This window comes from Agromyces sp. NPDC058126 (genome assembly GCF_042884595.1).
Classification (GTDB): domain Bacteria; phylum Actinomycetota; class Actinomycetes; order Actinomycetales; family Microbacteriaceae; genus Agromyces.
In genome coordinates this window covers 403335-419291 of sequence record NZ_JBHVTS010000004.1, presented here as the reverse complement: position 1 = coordinate 419291, position 15957 = coordinate 403335, and the positions used below count along the sequence as shown (strand labels likewise).

16 protein-coding genes are annotated in these 15957 nt (G+C 71.8%); 8 read left to right on the top strand and 8 right to left on the bottom strand.

Translation table 11 applies throughout. The features are described 5' to 3' along the window. Positions 1-2: 2 nt before the first annotated feature. On the bottom strand, positions 3-851 hold the full coding sequence (locus tag ACFVTR_RS14580; RefSeq protein WP_376943160.1) for a nitrilase-related carbon-nitrogen hydrolase: 849 nt from the start codon (positions 849-851) through the stop codon (positions 3-5). 263 nt (positions 852-1114) lie between these two features. On the opposite strand from ACFVTR_RS14580, the gene ACFVTR_RS14575 reads away from it, so the two are divergent. The 5 genes from ACFVTR_RS14575 to cofD all read left to right on the top strand — a co-directional run bounded on the left by ACFVTR_RS14575 (position 1115) and on the right by cofD (position 7296). Next, positions 1115-2509, top strand: a complete 1395-nt coding sequence (locus ACFVTR_RS14575) for a PLP-dependent aminotransferase family protein (protein ID WP_387038375.1) — start codon at positions 1115-1117, stop codon at positions 2507-2509. Between the two features lie 37 nt (positions 2510-2546). After that, positions 2547-2936 carry an MmcQ/YjbR family DNA-binding protein gene (locus ACFVTR_RS14570; RefSeq protein ID WP_387038373.1) on the top strand — a complete coding sequence of 130 codons (390 nt, stop codon included), beginning with the start codon at positions 2547-2549 and terminating at the stop codon, positions 2934-2936. Between the two features lie 82 nt (positions 2937-3018). Then, a complete protein-coding gene (locus tag ACFVTR_RS14565; RefSeq protein ID WP_387038504.1) occupies positions 3019-4080 on the top strand; it encodes a DNA polymerase IV in 1062 nt (353 codons plus the stop codon). A gap of 27 nt (positions 4081-4107) precedes the next feature. Beyond that, positions 4108-6261 carry a bifunctional lysylphosphatidylglycerol flippase/synthetase MprF gene (locus ACFVTR_RS14560; protein ID WP_387038371.1) on the top strand — a complete coding sequence of 718 codons (2154 nt, stop codon included), beginning with the start codon at positions 4108-4110 and terminating at the stop codon, positions 6259-6261. A gap of 21 nt (positions 6262-6282) precedes the next feature. After that, a complete protein-coding gene (gene cofD, locus ACFVTR_RS14555) occupies positions 6283-7296 on the top strand; it encodes a 2-phospho-L-lactate transferase (protein WP_387038368.1) in 1014 nt (337 codons plus the stop codon). Between the two features lie 50 nt (positions 7297-7346). On the opposite strand, the gene ACFVTR_RS14550 is transcribed toward cofD, so the two are convergent. Then, positions 7347-7727: a VOC family protein gene (locus tag ACFVTR_RS14550; protein WP_387038366.1), complete on the bottom strand. Its 381-nt coding sequence runs from the start codon at positions 7725-7727 to the stop codon at positions 7347-7349. An 89-nt stretch (positions 7728-7816) separates the two neighbouring features. Between ACFVTR_RS14550 and ACFVTR_RS14545 the strand changes: the two genes are divergently transcribed. Continuing rightward, positions 7817-8560 (top strand): TetR/AcrR family transcriptional regulator, encoded by a 744-nt coding sequence (locus ACFVTR_RS14545; RefSeq protein WP_387038364.1) that lies wholly within the window; start codon positions 7817-7819, stop codon positions 8558-8560. Between the two features lie 65 nt (positions 8561-8625). On the opposite strand, the gene ACFVTR_RS14540 is transcribed toward ACFVTR_RS14545, so the two are convergent. Further along, a complete protein-coding gene (locus ACFVTR_RS14540) occupies positions 8626-10044 on the bottom strand; it encodes a cellulase family glycosylhydrolase (protein ID WP_387038362.1) in 1419 nt (472 codons plus the stop codon). A gap of 166 nt (positions 10045-10210) precedes the next feature. Between ACFVTR_RS14540 and ACFVTR_RS14535 the strand changes: the two genes are divergently transcribed. Together ACFVTR_RS14535 and ACFVTR_RS14530 are read left to right on the top strand one after the other, a co-directional pair. After that, complete coding sequence (locus tag ACFVTR_RS14535; RefSeq protein WP_387038360.1) at positions 10211-11140, top strand: EamA family transporter; 930 nt, start codon at positions 10211-10213, stop codon at positions 11138-11140. Positions 11141-11216: 76 nt separating this feature from the next. Beyond that, positions 11217-11459 carry a hypothetical protein gene (locus ACFVTR_RS14530; RefSeq protein WP_387038358.1) on the top strand — a complete coding sequence of 81 codons (243 nt, stop codon included), beginning with the start codon at positions 11217-11219 and terminating at the stop codon, positions 11457-11459. Between the two features lie 37 nt (positions 11460-11496). On the opposite strand, the gene ACFVTR_RS14525 is transcribed toward ACFVTR_RS14530, so the two are convergent. From ACFVTR_RS14525 to ACFVTR_RS14505, 5 genes are read right to left on the bottom strand one after another with little or no spacing between them, the layout of a single operon-like run. Further along, the gene (locus tag ACFVTR_RS14525; RefSeq protein ID WP_387038356.1) at positions 11497-11844 is read right to left on the bottom strand and encodes a hypothetical protein; all 348 of its coding nucleotides are present in this window, start codon (positions 11842-11844) and stop codon (positions 11497-11499) included. Then, positions 11841-12686, bottom strand: a complete 846-nt coding sequence (locus ACFVTR_RS14520) for a hypothetical protein (RefSeq protein WP_387038355.1) — start codon at positions 12684-12686, stop codon at positions 11841-11843. Before ACFVTR_RS14520 ends, ACFVTR_RS14525 begins: the two co-directional genes overlap by 4 nt. Positions 12687-12697: 11 nt before the next feature. After that, positions 12698-13561 carry an amidohydrolase family protein gene (locus ACFVTR_RS14515; RefSeq protein ID WP_376943136.1) on the bottom strand — a complete coding sequence of 288 codons (864 nt, stop codon included), beginning with the start codon at positions 13559-13561 and terminating at the stop codon, positions 12698-12700. Beyond that, positions 13558-14724, bottom strand: coding sequence for a CaiB/BaiF CoA transferase family protein (locus tag ACFVTR_RS14510; RefSeq protein ID WP_387038353.1), 1167 nt, complete (start codon positions 14722-14724; stop codon positions 13558-13560). Before ACFVTR_RS14510 ends, ACFVTR_RS14515 begins: the two co-directional genes overlap by 4 nt. Then, entirely contained in the window at positions 14714-15733 is a 1020-nt protein-coding gene (locus ACFVTR_RS14505) for an alcohol dehydrogenase catalytic domain-containing protein (protein ID WP_387038351.1), read from the bottom strand. Before ACFVTR_RS14505 ends, ACFVTR_RS14510 begins: the two co-directional genes overlap by 11 nt. Positions 15734-15957: the final 224 nt, after the last annotated feature.

The following is a 15957-nucleotide window of genomic DNA, read 5'->3' as shown; positions in this document are numbered from 1 at the left end:
CCTTACGGCTTCGCGATCTTCGCGTACGAGTCGGGCCGGCGGTCGCGGTAGAACTGCCAGTCGTCGCGCATCTGCTGCACCATGTCGAGGTCGAGGTCGCGCACGAGCAGCTCCTCGTGCTCGCTCGAGCCGCGCTCGCCGACGAAGTTGCCTCGGGGGTCGATGACCTGGCTCGTGCCGTAGAAGTCGACGGCGAGGTCGCCGTACTCGTTGTCTTCCCTGCCGACGCGGTTCGGCTGCAGCACGAAGTAGCCGTTCGCGACGGCGGCGCACGGCCCCTCGACCTCCCACAGTCGGTTCGAGAGCCCGGGCTTCGTGGCGTTCGGGTTGAACACCATGTGGGCGTCGTTCAGGCCGAGCTCGCGCCAGCCCTCGGGGAAGTGCCGGTCGTAGCAGATGTACATGCCCACGCGGCCGACGGCGGTCTCGAAGACGGGGTAGCCGAGGTTGCCGGGGCGGAAGTAGAACTTCTCCCAGAATCGGTCGAGGTGCGGCAGGTGGTGCTTGCGGTACTTGCCGAGGATCGTGCCGTCGGCGTCGACGAGCACGGAGGTGTTGTAGTAGACGCCCGTCTCGGCCTCTTCGTAGATCGGCAGCACCATGACGGTGCCGAGCTCCTTCGCGACCTCGGCGAAGCGCTGCACGATGGGACCTTCGGCAGACTCGGCGAAGCGGTAGTACTTCTGGTCCTGGGTGATGCCGAAGTACGGGCCGTAGAACAGCTCTTGGAAGCAGACGACCTCGGCGCCCTGCGCCTTCGCATCGCGGGCGAACTGCTCGTGCTTGTCGAGCATCGAGGCCTTGTCGCCGGTCCAGGTGGTCTGCGTGATGGCCGCTCTGACGATCGTCATGAATGTCTCCTGAGTCGGGCGGCGCCATTGCCGTTCACTCGAGGATCGCCTGGCGTGGTGCTCGTGTCAGGTGCTCGCCGGGTGCTGCTGCGACGCCGAGATGTACCGATTGAACTGCCGGTGGAACTGCCGAACCAGGGGCTTGTGGCCCGTTCTGTTATTGTTCGGCTTGAACATTTCTCTTCTGTTTCACTCTGTGACGCTGTGGTTACATATCTTGTCCCTTGCGCGGTTCGGAGGCAATGGTGGTGTCAGGTATTCGAATGGATGCCTCGCGATTGATCGAACTCGCCGAGTTCGCCGATGCCTCGCCGCGCACGATCGCCGGCGACGTGGCCCGGCTCGTGAACGGCGGAGAGCTCGCCGCAGGCGACCGGCTGCCCACTGTGCGCGAGCTCGCCGCCGCCCTCGGCGTGAGCCCGGCGACGATCAGCCAGGCCTGGCAGGCCCTCGCCCGCGCCGGCGTCATCGAGAGCCGCGGCCGCGCCGGCAGCTTCGTGCGCGGCGCCGAGGCGCTGCGACTGGCCCCGCGCATGCGCGGCATGGCCGCCCCCGACGACCCCGTGCGGCTCGACCTCTCGCGCGGCACCCCCGACCCGCTGCTGCTGCCCGCCCTCGGCCCGGCGCTCTCGCGCGTCTCGGCGAAGGCCGAGACCGGAAGCTACCAGGCCGAGCCCGTGATCCCCGCGCTCGCACGTGCGCTGCGCGACTCGTGGCCGAGCGACGCCGAGTCGATCATGGTCGTCGACGGCGCCCTCGACGCGATCTCGCGCACACTCGAGGAGCTCGTGCGCTTCGGCGACCGCGTCGTCGTCGAGAGCCCCGGGTTCCCGCCGTTCCTCGACCTGCTCGAGGTGCTCGGCGCGGTCGCGGTGCCGGTGCGGCTCGACGAGCACGGCATGGTGCCCGAGGCGCTCGCCGTCGCCCTGCGCAAGCGGCCCGTGGCCGTGCTGCTGCAGCCGCGCGCACAGAATCCGACCGGGGCATCCATGACGCCCGAGCGCGCCGAAGCGCTCGCCCGGGTCATCGCCACCGCCGAACGCGTCGACGACCTCGTCGTCATCGAGGACGACCACTCGGGCCTCATCTCGATCGAGGGCGATGTCACGCTCGGCACCTGGCTGCCGGGGCGCGTGGTGCACGTGCGCAGCTTCTCGAAGTCGCACGGCCCCGACCTGCGCATCGCCGCCCTCGGCGGTCCGCGCGAGCTCATCGAGCACATCGCCGGGCGACGGATGCTCGGCCCCGGGTGGACCTCGCGCATGGTGCAGACGATCCTGCTCGACCTGCTCACCGACGGCGCCTCGATCGACGCCGTCACCGAGGCGCGCCGCCAGTACTACACGCGCCAGCGCATGCTCGGCGACGCCCTCCGCGAGCGCGGTGTCGCCGTGCAGGAGGCCGACGGCATCAACCTCTGGATGCCGGTGCTCGGCGAACGCTCGGCCCTCGTGCAGCTCGCCGTCGCCGGCATCAGGGTCTCGGCCGGGTCTCCGTTCCTCGCCGCCGCGAACGGCACGGATGCCACGGGCGCCGGCCGCACGCGACGCCCGGGCGAGTTCGTCCGCGTCACCGTCGGCATGGTGCGCGAGGGCACCGAGGAGGTGGCCGACGCGCTCGCCTCGGCGGCGACCCACCTCGTGGCCGGGGGCTACTGACCTCGGCGGTGTCGGTGTCGCGGCCTAGGCTCGCACCATGCCCGAACTCGACGACGTGCGCCGCATCGCCGCCGAGCTGCCCGGCAGCGAAGAGCGCGCGATGACGGGCGGCGCCGCGTGGTTCGTACGCGGAAAGCTGTTCGCGTGGGAGTGCCATCCCTGGCCGAGCATCCCCGAGGACATGCGCGAAGTCATCGCGGCCGAGCTCGTCGTCGGGGTGAAGGTCGCCGACCCCGTCGATGCGTTGGCCCTCCGCGAGATGCAGCCCGAGGTCTTCCTGCGCGCGACGACGCGGTGGGGCGAGCCGAAGATCGCGTTCCGCATGGCCGGCATCGCCGACGACCACCTCGAAGAGCTCGTGACCGAGGCGTGGCGGGTGCAGGCGCCGAAGTACCTGCGACGCGAGTTCTTCGGCGACGACGCGTAGGTCCGCCGCTCCACGATTCCATGCGGCATTCGCCGCCCGGGCGCGGCAGACTGAACCTGTGAGCCAGGCCAGACAGGCATGGGTGCTGCACGTCGACCTCGACCAGTTCATCGCGGCGGTCGAGGTGCTGCGGCGCCCCGAGCTCGCCGGCAAGCTGGTGATCGTCGGCGGTCGGGGCGATCCGAACGAGCGGGCCGTGGTGTCGACGGCGTCGTACGAGGCGCGGGCGTTCGGCGTCGGCTCGGGCATGCCGTTGCGCATCGCTGCCCGCAAGGCGCCCGAGGCGATCATCCTGCCGGTCGATCACGAGGCGTACCTCGCGGCATCCGATGCGGTGATGGCGACGCTGCGCGCGCAGCCGGGCGCGACCGTGCAGGTGCTCGGCTGGGACGAGGCGTTCGTCGGCGTCGAGACCGACGACCCCGAGGGCTATGCTCGCACCCTGCAGGGCGCCGTGCTCGAACGCACCCGGCTGCACTGCAGCGTGGGCATCGGCGACACCCTCGTGCGGGCCAAGGTCGCGACCGGGTTCGGCAAGCCGCAGGGCGTATTCAGGCTGACGGCGGCGAACTGGCTCGAGGTCATGGGCGACCGGTCGACGATCGAGATGTGGGGCATCGGCACGAAGATCTCGCGCCGGCTGGCCGCGCTCGGCATCACGACGATCGGCGAGCTCGCCGCCGCCGACCCCGATACCGGTGGCCTCGTCGCCGAGTTCGGCCCGCGCATGGGGCCCTGGTACGCGCAGCTCGGGCGCGGCGAAGGCGCGCGCGTCGTCGACGACACCCCGTGGGTGGCGCGCGGCCACAGCCGCGAGACCACCTATCAGCACGACCTCACCGAGCCGCCGCAGATCGAGGACGCGATCCGCGAACTGGCCGCGCAGGTGCTCGCGGATGTCGCAGCCGAGGGCCGCCCGGTCGTCGGCCTCGGGCTCAAGGTGCGGTACGCGCCGTTCATCACGAAGACGTTCACCAAGAAGATCCCTGAGACGGCCGACCACGAGCTCGTGCTCGCACGGATGCTCGAGCTCGCGGGCCGCATCGAACCCGATCGTCCCGTGCGCCTGCTCGGCCTGCGCGCCGAGATGCGCATGCCCGACGAGGCCCGCGACGGGCACACGCCCACGCGCAGCGGGTGGTGAGCGGGCACCGCGTGCGAGACTCGCGACATGACGGACCGCGATCGACCGACCGCCCCTGACGCCATCTCGCCCGCCCCCGTCGGGAACGCGCGGCGAGCGATCCACCTGCTCGGGCGCATCCCCGTCACGCTCTCGGTGCTCGTCGTACTGATCGTCGTCGGCATCGTGAGCGGCGGCTTCACGAGCGCGAGCGACCAGGCCCCCTGGTACGAGACCTTCGCCTACGGCGTGCCCTCGTTCGCCGACGGCCGCTGGTACACGGTCGCCACCGGCACCGTGCTCGTGGCGGTGCCGCTCGGGTACCTGCTGATCCTGCCGGTCGCCGCCGCGGGGCTCGGCTGGCTCGAACTGCGGCGCGGCTCGGGGCTCACCGCGGCGACCTTCCTGATCGGGCAGGCGGTCGCCGTCATCGGCACCGCCTTCATCGTCGCCGGGTTCGCGACCTTCGGCTCCCCCTGGGCCGAGGAACTGGCGAAGCAGGTCGACGTCGGCCCCTCGGGCGGGGTGTTCGCCGCCATCACGATGGCGGCGTTCTCGTTGCGCTCGCCGTGGGCGGGCCGCGCTCTGCTGATCGTGTTCGCGGTGGTCGCCATCGGCGTGCTCTTCGTCGGCACCCTCGCCGACATCGAGCACGCCGTCGCCGTCGTCGCGGTGATGCTCGTGCAGGCCCGCGCGTTCAGTCGCCCCTCGCTGCGCGAGCAGCGCTTCATCACGTGGACCGTGCTCCTCGCGATCGGGGCGGCCCAGCTCATCCTCGTGTTCGTTCCGACGTTCGGGCCCTTCGGCGCCAGCGAGCCGGGCGGTGTGCAGTTCGTCGACGTGGCGATCGACGCGGTGATCGTGCTGCTTCTCGCCGACGGGCTCCGCCGGGGCCTCCGCCTCGCCTGGATCGGCGCCGTCGTGCTGGGCGCCCTGAACGTCGCCGGTGGCATCCTCGCATTCCTCCTGCTGACCCTGCTCGACGCACTCGGCTCCGATTCGAGCGCGACCGAGGTCGGCGCCGCCGAAGCGCGCGACGCGCTCACGCTCGCGATCACGACCTCGGTGCTGTGGCTCGCCATGCTCGTCTGGCTCGTGATCACCCGGCGTGCGTACCGCGCCCGCCTGCGCCGACGCCTGCCTGGCGCTCGCGACGCGCAGAGTCCGGGCGCCCTCGCCGAGACCGCCCGCGAACTGATCCGCGAGACCGGCGGCGGCCCGCTGTCGTGGATGGCGACGTGGCCCGACAACCGCATCTTCCTCGGCTCCTCCCCCGAGACCGCGGTGGCGTACCAGACGCACCAAGGGGTGGCGATCGCCCTCTCCGACCCGATCGCGCCCGACGACCGCGTCGGCGAGACGCTCGTCGAGTTCCTCGACACCGTCGTGCGGGCGGGCTTCACGCCGTGCGTGTTCGGTGCGACCGAGCGTGCGCGTGCCGTCATCCCGGCGGGGTGGCGGGCCGTGCAGATCGCCGAGGACACGATCGTCGACCTTCCCGGCCTCGAGTTCACCGGCAAGGCGTGGTCGCCCGCACGGCAGGCGCTCAACCGCGCCGAGCGCGAGGGCGTGATCTTCCGCATGGGCGCCCTCGCCTCCGAGTCGCGGCGGGTGCGGGCGCAGGTCGACGAGATCTCGTCGCAGTGGGTCGGCGAGAAGGAGCTGCCCGAGATGCGCTTCACCCTCGGCACGGTGGACGAGGCGCTCGACCCCGAGGTGCGCATGGCGTTCGCCGAACACGACGGGCAGCTCGAGGGCTTCCTCAGTTGGCTGCCCGTGTACGGGACCGACGGCGAGGTCGCCGGGTGGACGCTCGACCTCATGCGCCGACGTGCGAACGGCACCTTCCCCGCCGTCATGGAGTACCTGATCGCGTCGTCGGCGCTCGCGTTCCGCGACGAGGGCGCCGCGTTCCTCTCACTCTCGGGCGCACCGCTCGCCCGCTCGACGCCGGCGTCGCCCGAGGAGCTGAGCCCGATCGACGGCTGGCTCGACCGGCTCGGCGCGATGCTCGAGCCGGCCTACGGCTTCCGCTCACTGCACCGGTTCAAGCAGAAGTTCCGGCCGCGGGCCGAACCGCTGTACCTGCTCTTCGCCGACGAGGGCGACCTCGCGCGCATCGGCCTCGCGCTCGCGCGCGCCTACCTGCCGGATGCCTCGATGCCCGAGCTCGTCCGGATGGGGGCGTCGCTCACCCGCTGAGCGCACGGCTAGCGTGGAACCGTGAAGATCACGGTGCTCGCCGGCGGAGTCGGCGGTTCGAAGTTCGTGCGGGGCGTCCGCGAGGAGTGCGCGCGGCGGTGGCCGGGTGACGAGGGCGGCACGGAGGCATCCAGCGCCGAGATCACCGTGGTCGTGAACACCGGCGACGACGTCTGGCTCGCGGGCGTGCGGCTCATGCCCGACTTCGACTCCCTGCTCTACGCACTCGCGGGCGTGAACGACACCGAACGCGGCTGGGGTCGCGCCGGCGAGACCGAGCGCGTGGCCGCCGAGCTCCGAGAGTGGGGCGTCGGCTGGCCGTGGTTCACGCTCGGCGACCTCGACCTCGGCACCCACCTCGCCCGCACGTCGTGGCTGCGCGACGGCCTCACCCCGTCGCAGATCGGCGAGCGCCTGCAGCGGCGCTGGCCGCTCGGCGCCCGGCTCATCCCGGCGACCGACACCGAGGTCGACACGTGGGTTCGGGTCGCCGACTCCGAGGCACCCGGCGGCGAGTGCGAGATGCACTTCCAGGAGTGGTGGACCCGCCACCGCGCCACCGTGCCCGCGCTCGCGTTCACGCAGCGCAACCTCGACTCGGCGCGGCCCGCGCCCGGCGTCGGCGAGGCGATCGCCGACGCCGACGTCGTGCTTGTCGCGCCCTCGAACCCGGTCGTCTCGATCGGCACGATCCTCTCGATCCCTGGCATCCGCGAGGCGCTCGCAGCGACCACGGCCCCCGTCGTCGGCGTCTCGCCGATCATCGGTGGCAAGGTCGTGCGCGGCATGGCCGACGCCTGCCTGCCGGTCATCGGCGTCGAGACGAGCGCCGAGGGCGTCGGACGGCACTACGGCGCCCGGGCGGCCGGTGGCCTGCTCGACGCTTGGCTCGTCGACGAGACGGATGCCTCCGCGCTCGCCCCGCTCGCCGAGGCCGGCCTCGTCGCGGCGGCCGCCCCGTTGTGGATGCGCGACCTCGACACCTCGGCCGCCCTCGCGGGCGCCGCGCTCGACCTGGCCGCCTCGGTCGCGTAGTCGCCGCGCGCTCGGACTCGGGGCAGCGAGCGACAGACCAGCCGAGCGCGTCAGGCGACCCACTCCACGAGCTGCCAGATGAGTCCGTTCGGGTCGGCGAACTGGCAGAAGCGCTCGCCCCACGGCTCGGTCTCGGGCGCGGTCACGACGCGGGCACCGGCCGCCTCCATACGCGCGAACTCGTCGTCGAGGTGCTCGACGACGAGGGCGAGCAGGAGCCCCTGGCCCGCGCTCCCGGCGATCTCGGCCGGCTTGAAGGTCGCCAGTCCGGTCGCGAGGAAGATGAGGTTGGTGTTCGACACGGGGTGCGTGAGCGAGACGAATCCGTCGGCCGCCATCGCCTCCTCGTAGCCGAAGTGGGTCTTGGCGAAGCCGGCCGAGGCCTCGACATCGGGCACGTTGAGCGAGACGGCGGTCTGGGTGATGTGCATGGAGTCTCCCGTCGAGTAAATCTCTGTACGTTGTACAGTTTGATGTACAACGTACAGTTATAGCGCAGAAATTCCCGAGGAGGTCCGCATTGCCCGAACCGCTGCTCGACCTCCTCTGGCGCGACCGCGCGGCCGCCCCCGTCGCTCGCCGCCGTGGCCCCAAGGCGCGCCACTCCACGACCGACGTCGTCACGCTCGCCATCGACATCGCCGACAACGGCGGGCTCGGCGCGGTCACGATCCGAGCGCTGGCGCAGAAGCTCGACCTGACGCCGATGTCGGTCTACACGCACGTGAACAGCCGCGACGACCTCCTCGTGCTGATGGCCGACCAGGCGCACGCCCGCATGACGCCGACGCCGTTCGGACGTTCGGCATGGCGCGCCCGAGTGCGCCGCGTTGCCGACGACAACCTCGCGCTCCTGCGGGAGCATCCGTGGCTGCTCGACCTCGACGACGCGAGAACCGCCCTCGGGCCGGGCACCATCGCGAAGTACGACCGCGAACTGCACGCCTTCGACGGCACCTCGCTCGACGACGTCGCACGCGACGCCGCGCTGACCTTCGTGCTCGACTTCACGCGCTCGACCGCCGAGCGCATCGTGGTGCGGCCGGCGACCGCGGAGTTCGGCGCGCTGTGGGAGCAGTCGGTGACTGGGCTCGCCGCGTATCTCGGCGACGACCTCCCGCTCGCGCAGCGGGTCGGCCGCGCCGCCGGCGAGAGCATGGGCGGCCCGTACGACGCCGAACGCGCCTGGGAGTTCGGCCTGGCCCGGGTGCTCGCCGGGCTGGCCGATCTCGACGGTCTCCGCGACGCGCCACCGGCCGCGTAGCCGAACGGCGCCGGGGTCGGGTGGTCACCCGAGCCCGGCGCCGCAGTTCCTCAGCGTGCGACGGCTCAGCGCCCGAGCGTCAGCGACACTGCCGCCCCAGGCTTCGCCGTGATGCGCAGCGTCTGCTTCTTCCGGTCGTAGTGCGCCTTGCCGCCCGTGATCGTCACCTTCGGCGAGCTCGCGTACGCCGACGACGGCACCCAGACCTCGGTCGGTCCGCCGGCCGCGGTGTAGCTCAGCGTGTAGGTGCCGGCCGCCGCGTCGAAGTGCTCGGCGCCGGGCATGCCCGCGATGGCCTTGGCGTAGGGGCCGAACGCGGGCTCGTTGCCCGGTGCGGCCTTGCCCGAGGCATCCATCGCGCAGTAGCCGCCGCCGTCGGCGCGGCACCAGTACCACATGGCCCAGCCGCTCGCGAACCGCTCCATCGACGCGACCTGCGCGGCGACGAGCGCCGCGTTGCCGGGCGTGCGCGAGTTCGGCACACCCCATTCACCGACGATCAGCGGCATGCGGTTCGCCGTCGGGTACGCCGAGATCGCGGCCTCGTAGTTCACGACGAAGTCGTCGCCCGGCCAGTCGCCGCCCTCTTCGACACCCGTGTTGTAGAAGTGCGGGGCGTAGCCGAGCTTGGGGTCGTCGAAGGTGCGCAGCTGCGTGGGAACGCCGTAGCCGACGAGCACGGTCGGCTCGAGGAAGATCCACGACTCGTCGTCGACCGAGCGGATCGCGCCGATGAGCCGCTCGTACATGTCGCTGATCTTCGTCGACTCCATGCGGGCCGAGGCGGACACCCAGTCCTCACCCTCGGCGAACTCGCCGAACGGCTCGTTGAACAGGTCGTAGCCGATGAGGCTGTCGTGGCCGCCGAAGCGGTGGGCGATCTCGACCCAGAGCTGCTGCTGCGCCGCGCGCAGGTCGGCGTCGTCGTAGAGGTGCGTGAAGGCGCGCATGACCGCGGGCTGGAAGTAGTTGTTGAACCAGTTGTCGGGGTCGTCGACGAACGGCAGCCCGTCGGTGCGGGTCGCCCACTCAGGCGCGCCCGAGGCGCCGAAGACAGGCCCGTACACGTCCTGGTGCATGTCGAGCATGACGTGGATGCCCTCGCGGTCGGCCGCGTCGAGCACCGACTCGACGTAGTCGAAGTAGGCCTCGTCGTACTCGCCCTGCTCGGGCTCGAAGTACTGCCACTGGACGACCAGCCGGAGGAACGTGGAACCCTGGTCCGCCATCGCCGCGACCTCGGCCGGCGTCAGGCGGTCGTGAACGTACTTGGCCGCGTTGAACCCGCGCAGCTGCAGCGCGCGACCCTGCTGGTCGGTGATGAAGGTGCGGCCGTCGGGCGTCGTGACACGGTCGGACTTCACCGACTTCGCCGCGGGCGGCGGAGTCGTCGGCGGGGCCGCCACGGCGGCCGTCGGGATGGCGAGCGCCGCGGCCGCCGCGAGGGCGAGACCGGCGGCGGCACGGGGCAGGAATGAAGGCATCGGCGCTCCTTTGCGCGTCCTTGCGACCAGGGGTTGCGAGCGAGCCTAGGGGAAGTGGGTCATTTGTCCAAGTAGTTTCTCGAGGGGTCCGTTCGGGCACCGGCCGGCGCAGTCTCACTCGCGCGAGAGCCGCCCGATGTCCCCGGTTCAGGGCAGCATTGACCCCGTGATCGCGATCGTGGCGCTCGCACTCGGTGCGGCCCTGGCATACGGCATCGCCGACTTCCTCGGCGGGGTCGCCGCCCGGCGCGCCACCGTGTTCGCCTCGACGACCGTGAACTACGTGGTCGCAGCGTTGCTCCTCGTGGTGGCCGTCGCGCTGACCGGCGGCGTCTGGTCGACGCAGGCAGTCATCGGCGGGCTCATCGGCGGGGTGCTCGCCCTCATCGGCTTCCTCGCCTTCTTCGCGGCCCTCGCCGCCGGGCCGATCTCGCTCGTGACGCCCGTCATCGGACTGCTGAGCTCGGCGGTGCCCGTCGCGGCCGCGCTCGTGCTCGGCGACCGGCTGAGTCTGATCGCCTGGGTCGCCATCGCGATCGCCGTGGTCGGCGGGGTGCTCATCGGCATGGAGCACCGGCTGAGCGTCACGGGCCTCAGCACCCGCACCGTGCTCTTCACGGTGAGCGCGGGCCTCGGGTTCGGCTTCGCGACGGTCGCGCTCGACCGGGTCCCCGCCGACGCGGGACTGATCCCGGTGCTCCTCGACTCGGGGCTCGGCGCGGTGGCGCTGCTCGCCGTGGCGGCACTTCGACCGTTCAGCGGGTCGCTGCGGCGGTTGCTCGCACTGCTCGACCCGCCGACGGCGGAGGCTCCCGCGCCTCCACCCGCCCCTGAGGCCGCGACGACCGGCACGGGCATAGCCTCCCCCGCGTTCCTCCTCGCCGCGACCGCGGGCCTCCTGACCGGGGTCGCGAACCTGCTGCTCATGCTGGGCCTCCACGCCGGGTCGGTCGCCGTCGTCGCGGTGCTCACGAACCTGTACCCGCTCGCCACGATGGTGCTCGCGTGGATCGTGCTGCGCGAGCGCCTCTCGCGGATGCAGCTGCTCGGCGCCCTGCTCGCGCTCACCGCCTCGGTGCTGCTCGGCGTCGCCTGAGGCGCTGTCAACCCGTTGCCGCGCCGCCGGGCGCCTGCGAGCGTTGCCGGTACGCAACGACGAGCAGGAGGCAGCCATGACCTCGATGAACGATCCCGAGACGACCGCCCGCACCGAGGCCCGTCGCGCCGGCGACGAGGAGACCGAGCGACTGGCCCGCGACGTCGAGGAGCGCGAGCGCGAACGCGACGCCGACCCCGAGCGGGCCGAGGGCGAGTCGGGCGGCGACGACGTTCCCGGCGCTCCCGGCAACGACGAGCCGATGACCGACTCGACCGACGGCGGGCTCTCGGGCGGCGACCCCGGCGTCGAGGAGTGAGCGCACCGGCGTCGAGGAGTGAGCCGGTCGGCCTCGCCTACGGGATGTAGTCGACCAGCCCCTGCGGCGCGACCGCCGCACGGTAGCGCTCCACGAGTTCGCGCCAACCCGCCTCGGGCGTGAACTCGTGCGCGTGCACGGCCTCGGTGAAGTGCCACAGGAGGTACGGATGAGCACCGAGCGCGTACAGCGCGGCGTAGTCGCGTGCGGCGAAGGCCGCCTGCTCCTCGGCGGTGAGCTCGCGGTCGTCGCTCGCGGCCTCCGCCCCGGCGCCGGCCCCGAGCCATCCCTCGACGTAGCCGGCGGGGTCGCCGACGTACGCGGCGACCCGCTCGTCGCTCAGCTCGACCCATCGCATGAACTTGTCGACCATGTACTTCGTCATCGCTTGCCCTCCCACAGGAAGAACGGGCTCGACGCGAACCGCGACTCCGCCACGTCGACGAAGTCGGCGGGCCGGCCCCCCATCGCGGCGAGCGCGGCGACCGCGTTGAGGTACTGGTAGGTCATGCAGCCGGCGTCGAGGAGGCGCTCGAAGTCGCTGCACACGCTGATGGCGCCCTCGAGGTCGCCGTCGCGCATCCACGCCGCGGCGGCGCGGTCGAACTCGGGGTCGGGCGAGCCGGCGAAGGTGCGCGGCCCGCCGACGTCGTTCGCCATGTGCCCCGAGGTCAGCAGGGCGACGCGGGCGTCCGAGTCCCATGAGGAGATCGCCGTGCGGAGGTGCTCGCCGAGGGCGACGAAGCGGCGCACGCTCGGCACGGGCGGCATCGACGCGTTCGTGTGGATCGGCACGACCGGGAGGTCGAACTCGGGCCTGACGTACTGCAGCGGGATGACGAAGCTGTGGTCGAGACGCCACTCGAGGCTCACCGAGAGGTCGACCGTCTCGGGCAGCACCGTGCGGCCCGTGATCTCGTCGGCGAGCTCGCGGTGCCCGGTGATCTCGACGTGCTCCATGCCGAAGGTGCGCACCTCGTTCTCCCAGGTGCCGTGATACGACTCGGCCTTGCCGACGACGAACGCGGGCGAGTTGTCGTAGAAGAACTGCCGCAGGTGGTCGGTGCCGATCACGACGACCGCGTCGAGCTCGTGCGCGGCGAAGGCCTGCCGGATCCGGGCGAAGCCCGCGGCGACCCCCGCGAGGTCGTCGGGCATCGGGTCGCGCATCGAGCGCCAGAGCAGCGGGTTGTGCGGCGTGGCGGCCGCGAGCACGAGTTCGGCCATGTCGCTCCCTCTCAGATTCCGAACAGCTTGCGGGCGTTGTCGAGCAGGATCTTCTGCCGCGACTCGGGCTTGAACGGCAGCTCGGCGAACTCGTCCATCCATCGGTCGACGGTCATCACGGGCCAGTCCGAGCCGAACAGCACGCGGTCGGTGATGAGCGAGTCGGCGTAGCGCACGACCTCGGGCGGCAGGTACTTCGGGGCCCAGCCCGAGAGATCGAGGTAGACGTTCGACTTGTGCCACACCATCGCGAGGTTCTCGAGGTGCCACGGCCATGCGGGGTGCGCGCTGATGATCTTGAGCTCAGGGAACTCGGCAGCGACGTCGTCGAGGTACGGGATCGGCCGGGCGTTCTCGAGGCGGTACCCGCCGCCGCCGGGAGTCCCGGCCCCCGCACCGGGGAAGCCCGAGTGGAACATCACGACGAGCCCGAGCTCGGCGCACGCCTCCCAGATGGGGAAGAAGCGACGGTCGTTCGGCAGGAACTTCTGGCGAGAGGCGTTGAGCTCGCCGACCCCCTTGATGCCGTACTCGCCGTGCATGCGGCGGATCTCGGCGATCGCCGCCTCGCCCTTCCACGGGTCGATACCGGCGAAGGAGAGGAACACGTCGGGGTGGTCGACCTGGGCGCGACCGAGCAGGTCGTTCGGCGCGCCCTTGATGCCCGAGGTCGTCTCGGAGTCGGAGTTCACGATGACCGCCATCATCCGGCGCTCGCGGTACTGGTCGGCCTGTTCGGCGAACGAGACCGCAGGGCGCTCGCGCCCGAAGTGCTTCGCCATCTGCTGGTGGCGCTTGCCCATCGCGGCGAGGAACTCCTCGGTCTGCGGGTGGGTGTGCACGTCGATCGCGACGAGCTCGTCGGGGCGGGTCATGCGAGGGTCCTCTCCTGAGCGTCGGATGCTTCGCCGAGCAGTTCTCCGTCGTGCTCGCCGAGCCCGGGCGCGGCACGCAGGGCCGGCCGCCCGCTGCGGCTGAACCGAGTGCTCGGCACGGGCACGCGCAGGGGCGCCCCGTCGGGGCCGGTGATCTCCTCGACGAGCTGCATGGCGGCGATCTGCGGGTCGTCGAACAGCTCGGCGACGGTGTTGAGAGGGCCGTGGGGGATGTCGTGGGCGGCGAGCCGGTCGAGCCAGTACTGCCGTGGCATCCGCGCCGTGATCGCCTTCAGCTCGACGTCGAGCGCGTCGTAGTTCGCGACCCTCGCCTCGCGGCTCGCGAAGCGCGGGTCTTCGGCGAGCTCGGGGTGCTCGAGCACGTCGAGCAGCCCCGTCCAGAACTTCTCGGGCACCGACATGTGGATGACGAAGGCGCGCCCGTCGGAGCCGCGGCAGGCGTAGGCCTGCGCCCGGCGGGGACGCGAGTCGGGCCCCGCCACCTGCCCGGTCTCGAGGTAGGTCGACGCCGCCTCGGTGAGGAAGTCGATGAGCGAGCCCACCATCGACACCTCGACGTGCTCGCCGAGACCGGTCGCGTTGCGCGCGTGCAGCGCCGCGAGCACGGCCTGCGCGGCCTGCATGCCCGAGAGCAGGTCGGAGAACGCCGGGCCGAGCGGCCTCAGGATGTGCTCGGGCACGACCTGGCTGTACATGCCGCCGACCGCCGAGATGACGGTGTCGTAGGCGGGCCGGGCAGTGTACGGGCCTTCGGCGCCGAAGCCGGTGATCGCGCAGCTCACGAGGCGCGGGTTGCGCTCGCGGAGCACCGCGGGCCCGAAGCCGAGGCGCTGCGCGACGCCGGGGCGGAAGTTCTCGATGAGCACGTCGGCATCGTCCGCGAAGCGCAGCAGCTCGGCGAGGCCGGCCTCGCTCTTGAGGTCGAGCACGACGGCGCGCTTGCCGCGGTTGTACGCCGCGAACTGCGGGCTCATCGTGCCGTGCCCCTCCCAGCGGCGCATGGGGTCGCCGCCCGGCGACTCGACCTTGACGACGTCGGCGCCGAGGTCGGCGAGCAGCTTCGCGGCATACGGCCCCGAGATGTACTGGCCGAGTTCGACGACGCGGATGCCGGCGAGCGGGCCGGCCTGTTCAGCTGACATCGATGATCACCTTTCCTGGGGGCGAGTCGGCGAAGCCGCGGTAGGCGCGGCCGATCTCGGCGAGGGGATGCCTCGCGCCGATGAGCGGGACGACGGCACCCGCCGCCACGAGCTCGAGGGCGCGCCGCACCTGGGCGTAGTCGGCGCTCGCGACCCCGATGAGTCGCTTGCGGCGCAGGTAGAAGTCGAGGGTGTCGAGCTCGAGCGTGCGATCCGACACGGCGGCGCAGAACACGGCCCGTCCGCCCCAGGCGAGCGCAGCGACCCCGGCGCCGAGCGTCGGCCCGTTGCCGCTCACGTCGATCACGACGTCGAAGCCGGCGGGGTGGCGCTCCGAGAGCTGCGCGCGGAGCGCGGCGGCATCCTTCGCGGCGATGCTCGCGACCCCCTCGGGCAGCTCGGATGCCTCGAGCGCCGAGCGCGATGCGGCGACGACCTCGGCGCCGAGGTGCGCCGCGAGGGCGGTGGCGGCCCGGCCGAGCGTGCCGGCGGCGCCGGTGACGAGCACGCGTTCGCCCGCCGTGACGCCGGCGGTCTCGATCGCGTTGAGCACGATGGGCACGCTGTGCACGGCGGCGGTCGCGACCTCGGCGGGGATGCCTCCGCGGGCGATCGCGTTCTTCGCGGGCACGGCGACGAGCTCGGCTGCTCCCCCGTCGCGATGCACGCCGACGACCGTCTGGGCTGGGCAGTCGGCCTCGCGGCCACGCGCGCAGGCCGCGCAGAACCCGCACGCGATGTTCGGCTTCACGACGACGGCCTCGCCGAGGCGCGCGCGGTCGACACCGTCGCCGACCGCGACGACGACGCCTGCAGGGTCGAGACCGAGCACCCGCGGCAGCTTGGCGGCGGTGCCGGGGCCGCGCCCGGCGATGACGTTGAGGTCGAGCTGGTTGACGCCGACGGTCTCGACGCGCACGAGCACCTCGCCCGGAGCGGGCGTCGGGTCGGGGCGAAGCGCGACGGCGAGTCCGTCGACGCCGTGGCTCGAGAGCACCGCTGCGTGCACCGCCCGCCTCCTTCTCGTCGTCGAGTCGCGGCCGTCTCCGCGAGGTCTTCGGAAACGGTACCCATGCCTTGCGTGAACGAGCCAGCGCTCTGCCATGCCCAATCAGCTCTGGGTCATGCCTCTTCGCGGCCCTGCCTCGCGTGGCTCTGGACAAAACCATAGACAGTTCTGCTCATTTTGGATACCGTATCCAGCAATCGCGATGAGGCGAACGCTCTCCGCGG